Below are 9423 nucleotides of genomic sequence, written 5' to 3'. Positions count from 1 at the left end.
TACGCCACCCGTATCCAGATCAACGATTTCGCGCCCGAATCAAGGCAGGAGCCGTATGAGACAACACTCAAGTACGGATCTGTGCGGGGGGCGGCCGGAAACGGCCGTTCCTACCGTGACAGAAGTGGTTGGCAACGCCAACCGCAGGCTGCCACAATGAAACCCTCCCCGGCCGGCCATTGAGACAATCAATTCCCCTGCCTTGCAAATCTGCCCAATGATCCGCATGCTACCACAGCAAACCGGCCGAATCTTCCGCAAGGGGGAGGGTGTTGTTGACCGAACTGTGGCGAACGCCAAAATGGCTGATGTCGTGGCGGGTGGGGGTGGATTTTGCGATGATCGTAAGGATGGATGAACATGAGCTTTCGTGATGATTTTCCTGCCTTGAAGGGTGCTGGTCGTGACTTTGTCTACCTGGATAGCGCTGCGACGACATTGAAGCCAACCTGCGTTGCCGATGCGGTCCACGAGTTCCTGACATCGGGAACGGCTGCTGTGCATCGCGCCGTTCACTCGGCCTCCCAACAGGCCACCGAGAAGTATGAACTGACTCGTGAACGGCTGGCGAACTGGTTTTCTGCGAAGCCGCAAAACGTGGTCCTGACTCATGGGGCTACCGAGGCAATCAATTTGGTCGCCAATGGCTTGCCAGGCCTGAAACGCGTGGCTTGCACGTCGATGGAGCATCACAGTAACTTGATCCCCTGGATGCGTGATGGTGATGTCCAGGTCGTTCCCGTCGATCGCAATGGAACGCTGGACATGGACGCGCTACAAACGACGCTGCAGCAGGGCGTTGATTTGCTGGCCGTTTGCCATCAGAGCAATGTATTGGGGACGGTGGTGGATCTGCAGCAAGTCGTGGGTTTGGCCAAGGAGTTCGGTGCTCGCGTGTTGGTCGATGCGGCTCAATCTGCCTCACACGCTCCACCGAGTTTTGCCGCCTTGCCGATCGATTATCTGGTTTGCAGTTCACACAAGATGTTGGGGCCCAGCGGAGCAGGGGCGTTGATCGGCACCACGGATAGCCTGGCTCCACTCAAGCCATTGATCTACGGCGGCCACATGGTTGATCAGGTTTCCCTGGACGGTTACTCCCTGCGCCCGATTCCGGAGCGGTTTGAAGCTGGCACGCCGGCCATTGAAAGTGTGATCGGTTGGGGAGCTGCCCTAAAGTATTTATCCGATTCCGGCGTTGCGGCGATGTCGGCGCATCTCGATCAACTGACGGGGCAACTGGTCCAGCGATTGAATCAGATGCCTGCTGTCACTGTTTTGGGGCCCAGCGAAGGGCAGCCGCGTGGACCCTTGGTCAGTTTTACCGTCGACAAGATGGAAGCTTTGGCGGTGGCAAAGATTTTGAACCAGCGCGATTCCATCTTTGTGCGCAGCGGTTTCCACTGTGCGCAAGCGCTGCATGAGCACCTGGGGATTCCAACCACGGTGCGTGCGAGTCTGCAGATCTACAATCAGGAAGCGGATCTCGAACGATTTTTCAAAGCCCTGCGTGCGGCAACACTCTTGTCCGCGATGTAGTTTACGAACTGGTTCGAATGGAAACGTTACCGAAGCCCTCTACCGATTCAGCACCTAAACCTTCATTGAACAAGTTACTCGTCTTTTCTGATGATTGGGGACGGCATCCGTCCAGTTGCCAACACTTGATTCGGCAGATGCTGGGGCAAGTCGATGTGACTTGGGTCAACACCATCGGCATGCGACCTCCTCGTTTGGATCGTGTCACCCTGGCGCGAGCAAGCGAAAAGCTCACGGGCTGGTTCACACGCTCCAAGGCGGACGGTGATGCCTGCCAAGGGGATGCTGTGGCGGCCGACGATTCTGTGTGTCCCCAGGTGATTGATTCGAAAATGTGGCCGTGGATGTCGCATTCCTGGGATCGTTGGCTCAATCGCAAACTGCTGGTGTCTCAGCTCTCTCAGGCGGCCCAGGAGGCAACGGTGATCACCACGATTCCGATCGTCTGTGACTTGGTCGATCACTTGCCGGCGGCGCGTTGGGTCTATTACTGTGTGGACGATTTCTCGGTTTGGCCGGGACTCGATGGAAAGACTTTGGGAAGCATGGAGGACGAGCTGCTTCCCAAAATGGATGCCGTGGTCGCGGTCAGCGAGACCTTGGTGGATTCACTGTCCGCACGCGGTTGCCAAGCTGAATTGATGACCCATGGAGTGGATTTGGCGTTCTGGCAACAGGCAACTGACACCGATTCACGAGATCACGCCAATTCGCCGCTGGCATTGTTTTGGGGCGTGGTGGATCGGCGAATGAATGCGGATTGGATTCTGGGCCTTGCCGATGCGATGGATGAGATCTCGATCCGTCTGGTCGGTCCGATGCAAGATCCGGACCCACGTTTGCTGAAGCATCCCAAGATTGAACTTCCTGGCCCCGTTGCTTTTGAACGGCTCCCCGCACTGGCTTCACAGGCAGACGTGTTGATCATGCCCTACGCGGACCTGCCGGTCACCCGAGCGATGCAGCCGTTGAAACTGAAGGAATACTTGGCCACTGGCAAGCCCGTGGTGACGTCATCGTTGCCCACCACCGACAAGCTATCTGATGTTTTGGACGTCGCCAGCGATCCGCAACAATTCATTGATTGGGTGCGAAGACGAGCCAGCGGGGAGGTTGATCCAAATCAGGCCGACGCCCGGCGCAACATGTTGTCGACCGAAGGTTGGGCGGCCAAAGCGGAATCGCTTCGGCGTTTCTTGTAATCGCGATCACCTGCATTGGAACGTCAAGGAGAACCGAGCGATTGGACAATGAAATGAGTCACACAACACCGCGGTTATCGGTGGTGCGCGTTTGGTTGGGGGTGCTGGGGGTGTTGCTGGCGGGGTTGCTGGTTTATGCGTCGATTGTTCCCGTGACGCCTCGCTACACTTCGTTCTATAACGGCGTGGACGGGTTTCTGCAGCTGCGCTGGTTGGACTTGAATGTGTATCGACGCGCCGATTGGGTGGCCAATGCGCTGGTGGTGATCCCGGCTGGGTTCTGCCTCGCTGGTGCGGTCGATTTTGGCAAACCCCATCGCTGGGCACTCTTGCTGGCCGCGCCGCTCATCTTTCTGAATCTGGCCACGCTGGTCGTCGTCATTGAGTTTCTGCAGTTCTGGTTCCCACCACGAACTCGATCCCAAAACGATGTGTTCGCCGGTGTCATCGGCGCCGCCGCCGGGCCCGCGCTGTGGCTGATCTGTGGCCGGCCGATCCTTCGCGGCCTGATCTTGGTCTGCACCGGTCCGGTCACCAAGCAACGTGTCGGATGGTTGCTGGCGCTGTTTGTCCTGGCCAATTTCGCCTACTCGCTGATGCCGCTGGATTTGATGGTGTCCAAGGCGGAGTGGCAAAAGAAATGGGACGCCGGGCGGATTGTGCTGGTCCCGGAACTCGGCATGTTGCTGAGTCTGAGCCAGTGGAAAGGGTGGATCCTGGCCGCGGCGCGAACGGCGGTCGTCGGGTTTCTGGCAACTTTGTATCGAGGCCCCAAATTCGCCTTCGCTGTCGTTGTCTTCGTGGCCATCGTCTGCGAATTGCTGCAACTGCCTACCTTCACTCGACAGGCGTCGACCACCGATGTGCTCGCTGGCGTCGCCGGTGGCGGGCTCGGAATCTGGGTCGCCAACCGCTGGGCGTTCTGGTTGGGTGTGCTAGAAAAGCCCATCGTGTGGCTGGGGCTGTTTGCCACTTGTTTGCTGGGCATCGTCGCGGTGCTGCTGGTCCGCGATGCGGCCTGGGTGGACGATCCCGAAATCATCGCTGGACACTGGCGGGCTTTTTTTACTTGGCCGATGTCTAAGTATTACTACACCAGCGAGTTTTCAGCTGGAACAAATGTGCTGGCGAAATTGATCGTCTTTGCCGCCGCCGGTTACTTGCTGCACGGCGCCGTACACTGCTCGAAACCCAAGGTTCGGCGGGGGCTGCGGCTGACCGGATGGGCGGTGATCTTCATGGTGGGCACGATCATCGAAGTCGGACAAGTCTATCTGACGACCGGCGTTTCTGATGCTTCGGATGTCTTGATCTATCTGTTGGGTGCCGCACTCGGTGGCGCCGCGTTCCCAGCCTTGCGGCCCGATCGCTTGGCGGATCCAAGGGGGCTGGCTGCCCAAGGCAATCCACGCGGTTCAATCGTCAATGGTCACTGATTCGTCATGCTGAGTTTCCTTTCTCAATTGATGGCTGCGGTTTGCTTGGCCGCAGGTCTGTTGCTGGCGGGGATGCATCCGGTTTGGCCGCTGGCGCAGGCGGCCGGCGTGCTGGGGCTGGCGGTGGTTTGTTATCGCTGGCCACTGATGCTGGCTGCCTTGTTCCCCGGTCTGCTGGTGATCGCTGATGGCTATCCAGTCACGGGGCAGATCGTTGTCAATGAGTGGGACAGTTGGCTGCTGGGATGTTTCGCGGGTGCCGGCTGGGGCATGGCGGCGATGCGGGAGAACACTGCGATCCCGGACAACAGGAGTGTCGGCCCGCCAGGGAGTGACGATCCTGCGTTGACATCTGCGTTGACACCCGCGTTGACACCTGCGGGCGGCGTTTGGCGACTGGAGTTGATTGTCTGGGGATTGCTGGCCGTTGGGACGATCGCGTCAATGCTGATCGGCTGGTTCGCGTTGCCCGATGGCTTGGCGGTGGACCCGTTCGCGGTCTACTTCAATCGTTGGAATGCCGTCCGCGAAGGCAAAGGCTTTTTGTACGCCGTTGCGTTTGCGCTGATTTGGTTTGTGCGAGTGCAACGCAAAAGCGACGCCAAGCGACTGCTCACGTTCTTTCAGATCGGAGTGCTAACGGCGCTTGCATACGTTAGCGTTGGCGTTGCAGTGGAACGAGCGGTTTATCAGGGGCTGTTCGATTTCACAGAGACCTACCGGGCGACTGGCCCCGTTTGGACCATGCATGTGGGCGGCCATCATGTGGATGCCATTCTGGTTTTAGGCTTTCCACTGATTTGGCTGGGGTATCGACTGAACGCCAGCGTTTGGCAAGTGGCGTGGCGTTTGGCATTTTCGGTGCTTGTCGGTTATGCCGTTGTGGCAACGCTCAGTCGGATCACGTTGGCCTTGGTTCCGCTGGAAGTTGTCGCGCTGGTGGCTGTGAATCGAGGTGGATCACTGACGGGCGATGGTTTGGACGGTTCCGGCACGCATTGGTTAAAGCGTCTGGGAAGTCGGGGAGTATGGTGCGGCGTTGGTTTGCTGTTGGGGTGTGTTGCATTTGCGAGCGTGCTTCAGATCCCCACGGTTCGGCAGCGTTTTGATCGAAGCGCGCAATCCGGCGAGACACGGTTCATGCACTGGCAGGACGCCCTGGGACGCAATCAGAATCTTGTCACGCAATGGCTGGTCGGTTCTGGGCTGGGTACGGTACCGACTCGGGTGACTTCAAGCGGTCAGCGGGCTTATCCTCCGCTGCAACTGCAGGCCTCTGCTGATGGAGAAAGCATCTCGGTTGTGATGAAGCCGGATTGGCCGGTCTATTTGGAGCACTGGACGCTTGATGATGGTCAGACCCCGATGCGAGTGACGGGCACGGTTCGAAGCGTGGGAGGGCCGTCCCGTGTTTCGCTGATCCGTTGTTACAAGTCGCTGCTTTATTCGTATGCGACCACGTCGAAACGCGTGGAATGTGGCGCTGATCAGGCAACCCGTTTCTCGATCGAACTTCCTCCGCTGAACGCCACCAAGCCGGGGCTTCGTTGGTCGGCGGTGCAGTCCATCGCCACTCACGTCAGTGGCAAGCATCCGGTTGAGTTGTCGGATTTAAAGCTCGAATATGGTGGGCAGCTGATCGATTCGTTTCCAACGTCCAAGTGGATGTTTACTTGTGATGAGCACCTGACTTGGCGGACGAAGAATGGTCCGCTGCACGTGTTGCTCTCAAGCGGTTTGCTGGGATTGGCCGTGTTGGGTTGTTTGGTGATCCCGATGTTGCGCCCCGGGAGTTGGTTTCGGAGTGCGGAGGTCTCGCCGATCGCGATCGGCTTGGTGGGGATCGTTTTGATGACCAGCGTGTCGTCGCTGATTGATACCCCATGGATCACCGCGATGACATTGAGTTACGTCGCCGTGTTAGGAACGCGTTCCCCGTAGGTTGCGTGCTTGCACGTACGGATTTGTTCGTATGCAGCGTTTGTATTTGGGGCCGTGCTGGTACGGCACCGTACGGGGGCGGCGCGGATGCGACGGCCGGTTAGATGTAGAACATCGCTTGGTCAGACTGATGGGCTCGCTGCAGGATGTCGGCGATGGTGGTTTTGGCTAAAACCTCGCGCCATGCAGCGGCGGCTTCTTCCCACGCTTGCTGCAACAGCTGCTCTTCGCCCTTGGCGGCGGATTGACCGGTTGCCAGCCCGGTGCAGGTCGCTTCGCTCGATCCGAGCGTCTCGATGATCTCTAGGAGCGTCAGTTTTTGTGGATCGGTCGCCAGCCGATACCCTCCCTGACTACCACGTGTGCTTTGCACCCACCCAACGCTCCGCAGGTTGCGCAGAATCTGCACCAAAAAGGGGCCGGGGATGTCGAATTTCGCAGTGATTTCGCGCACCGTCACCGGAGCAGGGGAGTCCTGCTTGGCGGCGAGTGCAAGCAACGCCAGGGTTGCGTAGTGGGTGCGCGCGGGAAGCTGCATTGGGAAAGACGAAAGGAAGGCTAGGGGGGGGTGTTCCCGGTTGGATCGCCGGGCTGATGACTCTAAAAGGGGACGGGGTTGCGGTCAGTGGCGGAACCGGTGGCGTTTGTCAGTTAGTTATGTAGCCCGCATTCGGTTTTTTCGAAACCGGTCCAGCGGCCCGCGCGTTCGTCTTCGCCCAGCCCGACGACTCGGGTGCAGGGCCAGCAGCCGACGCTGGGGTAACCTTGGTCATGCAGAGTGTTGTACGGGATGTCGTGATCGGTGATCATTCTCCACACATCACTCTTGGTAGAGTTCGCTAGCGGGCTGATCTTGACCAGCTGAAACTTTTTGTCCCAGCCCACGATCGGCGCTTTCGCTCGGTCGGGACTCTGGTCGCGACGGATGGCGCTGGCCCAAGCGTGCAGGCCTTTGGCGGCTTTCTTCAAGACCGTTAGCTTGCGGTCAAAGCAGCAGCGATTGGGTTCGGTTTTGTAGACGGGGCCACCGTTGAGCGCTTCGTATTGCTGGACGGAAAGCTCAGGTCGCTTGAACTCCACTTCGATGCCGTAGCGGTCTTTGACGCGCTCACGCAACTCAAGTGTCTCTTTGAATTGGTATCCGGTTTCTAAGTTAAAGATCGGCGTTTCCGGAGCGACCTCGCTTAGCATGTGAATGATCGTCATGCCTTCGGGACCAAAGGCGGTGGCCATCGAAAACTTGGGAGCAAAACGCTGCACCGCCCAGGCCAGGATCTCTTGGGGGGTGGCTGACTCCAATTGCTGGCTCTCTTCGGCCAACTCCGCCAGGAATGCTTCCGTCGGGGCCAACGGTGGGTCTGCGGCCAACGCCCCCTGCGGGCCCTCGTCGGGCTCTGGAGATTCGCCGGTCGCCGTGGCCACGCTGGCTGGCACATTCGGGGGCGAGAGCACCGGAAGCACGGCCTGCTGAGACGATTGGCTCTCGTTCTCCTGCGTCGCGACGCGTTGGTCTTCGCTGGCAGGCTCGTTGGGCAGGGGATTGCTGGACATGAGAGATTCGAGAGTGCTAGATTCGAGAGGGTGAGTCAGCGAGAATCGAAAATTCCGGGGTTTCCGGCCAGGAAACCACTTCGTTTCTCTATTCGGTTCTGGGTGCGGTTCCAAATCATACAAATGTGACTCAATTGGTCAAGTTTGGGTTCGGGTTTTCTGCGCAAAGAATCCACGCCAGGGATTTCGGTTGGGTGTCGGCACGGGAAGGTGCTAGGATGTGAGTGCCTGGTGAGTGTTCCGTTGGCGGCTGATCTTCCCGTTTAAAGGTCCTTGAAGGGGGATGGATTGGTCCTTGCTGCGATGGCTGGCAAGGTTGGCGGCGGCTGCCAGGCTGCAGTGGCTGGCCGGCTGTGTTTTTTACTGAAATTTGAAGGCATGTTGAAGATGAACCGATTTGCGGGCTGCTTGGCGAGGACTCTATTGTGCTTGACGGCGCTGATTGGATGGGCGCGTGGATCGACGGCCGACACCGTTGAAGTGGGTTCGCAGGTGAAGGTGGATGGCAAGATCATCCGTCAAGCCGACGAGGGGCAGGCGGCGAATGTCATCGTCCAGTTAGACCCTGAAATCAGCGTGGCGTTTCCAATGTCACGCGTCCGGCGAACGACGTCCAGCGGCGACGAGGAATTGGCGTGGTACCAACAGGAATTGGCCAAGGTTGGCGACGATGCGGAGCTGCATTACCAGCTGGCCCGGGCCTGCAAAGGCAAGGGGCTGAATGCTCAAGGCGACTACCATTATCGCCGCGCCGTTGCGATCGATCCTCGGCACTCGAAAGCTCGCGCTGCCCTGCGGTTTGCCCGTGACGGTCTGGGGCTTAACGCCTATGAAGAACAACAGCGCAAGCGAGGCCTTATCAATGCGGGCGGAGGCTGGCATGTTCCCGATGCTTGGGCTGCAGAACAAGCTTCGGAACAGGCGACGGTGGAATCCAATCGTTGGATCAAAGAACTGACCAAACTGAAAACGCTGTTCTATCGCAAAGGGCGAAACTCCGAGGACGCTCTGGCGCAGATCAAGGCCATTGATGACCCGCTGGCCACCGCTGCGTTTGTCAGAGCGTACAAGGATTCCAGCCAGGAACGAGCGGAACCGGCGGCCATGCGGCAGTTGTATTTGCAAAAGCTCGCTGACTTTCGAACTCCGTTAGCCATCAAAACCTTGGTCGAAGCGGGGGTCTACGAGCGGGATGCCAACCTGCGAGACTTTGCATTGGAGGCGTTACAGAAAGACGGGCGGGCGTCAGCCGTTGCCACTTACTTGCCAATCATTCGTTCCGAGAAGAAGAAGCCGAGTGAAGTGCAAGCGGCATTGCGAGCGTTGCGTTATTTCCCGGACCCGGAACTTTGGCGCGAGTACGTCGATGCGCTGGTGACAACGCACACCGAAGTCCGCGCTCCTGGGCCAGGGTTTCAGGTCGGTAAGGATGCCTCTGGCGCCGCCGGTTTGGGCATGGGTGGCAACAAGCCGAAGGTGTTTAAACAGCAGCGTCAAAACAGTGACGCGTTGATCTTATTGCAAGAGATCGCACCCGATGCCAATTTTGGTTACAACAAAGCGCAGTGGCGACAGTATTTCGTACAGCGTCTCAACGGCAGCCCCAGTCAATTACGCCGAGACTGAATCAGCCCATCAACCGCGTCGGCTGCGTGCAAGCACGCACCGGACTGTTTTGTCACTCGCGACGGGTGTTGATGATGGCAAATTCGTTGACTGAACTCTCCCGCAAGCGGGAGAGTGTTGTTGATGGC

General features: G+C 58.4%; 7 protein-coding genes. 5 read left to right on the top strand and 2 right to left on the bottom strand.

Annotated features, from left to right (window positions below; all coding sequences use genetic code 11):
• Positions 1–360: 360 nt before the first annotated feature.
• From SV7mr_RS15975 to SV7mr_RS15960, 4 genes are read left to right on the top strand one after another with little or no spacing between them, the layout of a single operon-like run.
• Positions 361–1539 carry an aminotransferase class V-fold PLP-dependent enzyme gene (locus tag SV7mr_RS15975; protein ID WP_419187464.1) on the top strand — a complete coding sequence of 393 codons (1179 nt, stop codon included), beginning with the start codon at positions 361–363 and terminating at the stop codon, positions 1537–1539.
• 17 nt (positions 1540–1556) lie between these two features.
• Positions 1557–2741, top strand: coding sequence for a glycosyltransferase (locus SV7mr_RS15970; RefSeq protein WP_145274252.1), 1185 nt, complete (start codon positions 1557–1559; stop codon positions 2739–2741).
• Positions 2742–2794: 53 nt separating this feature from the next.
• Positions 2795–4177, top strand: coding sequence for a VanZ family protein (locus tag SV7mr_RS15965; protein WP_145274249.1), 1383 nt, complete (start codon positions 2795–2797; stop codon positions 4175–4177).
• 6 nt (positions 4178–4183) lie between these two features.
• Entirely contained in the window at positions 4184–6118 is a 1935-nt protein-coding gene (locus SV7mr_RS15960; protein WP_145274246.1) for a hypothetical protein, read from the top strand.
• Between the two features lie 100 nt (positions 6119–6218).
• Here the strand turns inward: SV7mr_RS15960 and SV7mr_RS15955 are convergent, their stop codons facing one another.
• Both SV7mr_RS15955 and SV7mr_RS15950 read right to left on the bottom strand, forming a co-directional pair.
• Positions 6219–6656 (bottom strand): RrF2 family transcriptional regulator, encoded by a 438-nt coding sequence (locus SV7mr_RS15955; RefSeq protein WP_145274243.1) that lies wholly within the window; start codon positions 6654–6656, stop codon positions 6219–6221.
• A 113-nt stretch (positions 6657–6769) separates the two neighbouring features.
• A complete protein-coding gene (locus tag SV7mr_RS15950; RefSeq protein WP_145274240.1) occupies positions 6770–7669 on the bottom strand; it encodes a phosphoadenylyl-sulfate reductase in 900 nt (299 codons plus the stop codon).
• A gap of 387 nt (positions 7670–8056) precedes the next feature.
• On the opposite strand from SV7mr_RS15950, the gene SV7mr_RS15945 reads away from it, so the two are divergent.
• Entirely contained in the window at positions 8057–9295 is a 1239-nt protein-coding gene (locus tag SV7mr_RS15945; protein WP_145274237.1) for a hypothetical protein, read from the top strand.
• Positions 9296–9423 lie beyond the last annotated feature (128 nt).

Source organism: Stieleria bergensis (assembly GCA_007745635.1).
Classification (GTDB): Bacteria; Planctomycetota; Planctomycetia; order Pirellulales; family Pirellulaceae; genus Stieleria; species Stieleria bergensis.
The sequence above is the reverse complement of the archived record's forward strand: the minus strand, read 5'-3'. Positions and strand labels throughout refer to the sequence as shown.

What these genes read in the sequence shown, in the direction of transcription:
- SV7mr_RS15945 (WP_145274237.1), top strand. Translation starts at nt 8,057, where the DNA reads ATGAACCGATTTGCGGGCTGCTTGGCGAGGACTCTATTGTGCTTGACG.
- SV7mr_RS15965 (WP_145274249.1), top strand. Translation starts at nt 2,795, where the DNA reads ATGAGTCACACAACACCGCGGTTATCGGTGGTGCGCGTTTGGTTGGGG.
- SV7mr_RS15950 (WP_145274240.1), bottom strand. Translation starts at nt 7,669, where the DNA reads ATGTCCAGCAATCCCCTGCCCAACGAGCCTGCCAGCGAAGACCAACGC.
- SV7mr_RS15955 (WP_145274243.1), bottom strand. Translation starts at nt 6,656, where the DNA reads ATGCAGCTTCCCGCGCGCACCCACTACGCAACCCTGGCGTTGCTTGCA.
- SV7mr_RS15960 (WP_145274246.1), top strand. Translation starts at nt 4,184, where the DNA reads ATGCTGAGTTTCCTTTCTCAATTGATGGCTGCGGTTTGCTTGGCCGCA.
- SV7mr_RS15975 (WP_419187464.1), top strand. Translation starts at nt 361, where the DNA reads ATGAGCTTTCGTGATGATTTTCCTGCCTTGAAGGGTGCTGGTCGTGAC.
- SV7mr_RS15970 (WP_145274252.1), top strand. Translation starts at nt 1,557, where the DNA reads ATGGAAACGTTACCGAAGCCCTCTACCGATTCAGCACCTAAACCTTCA.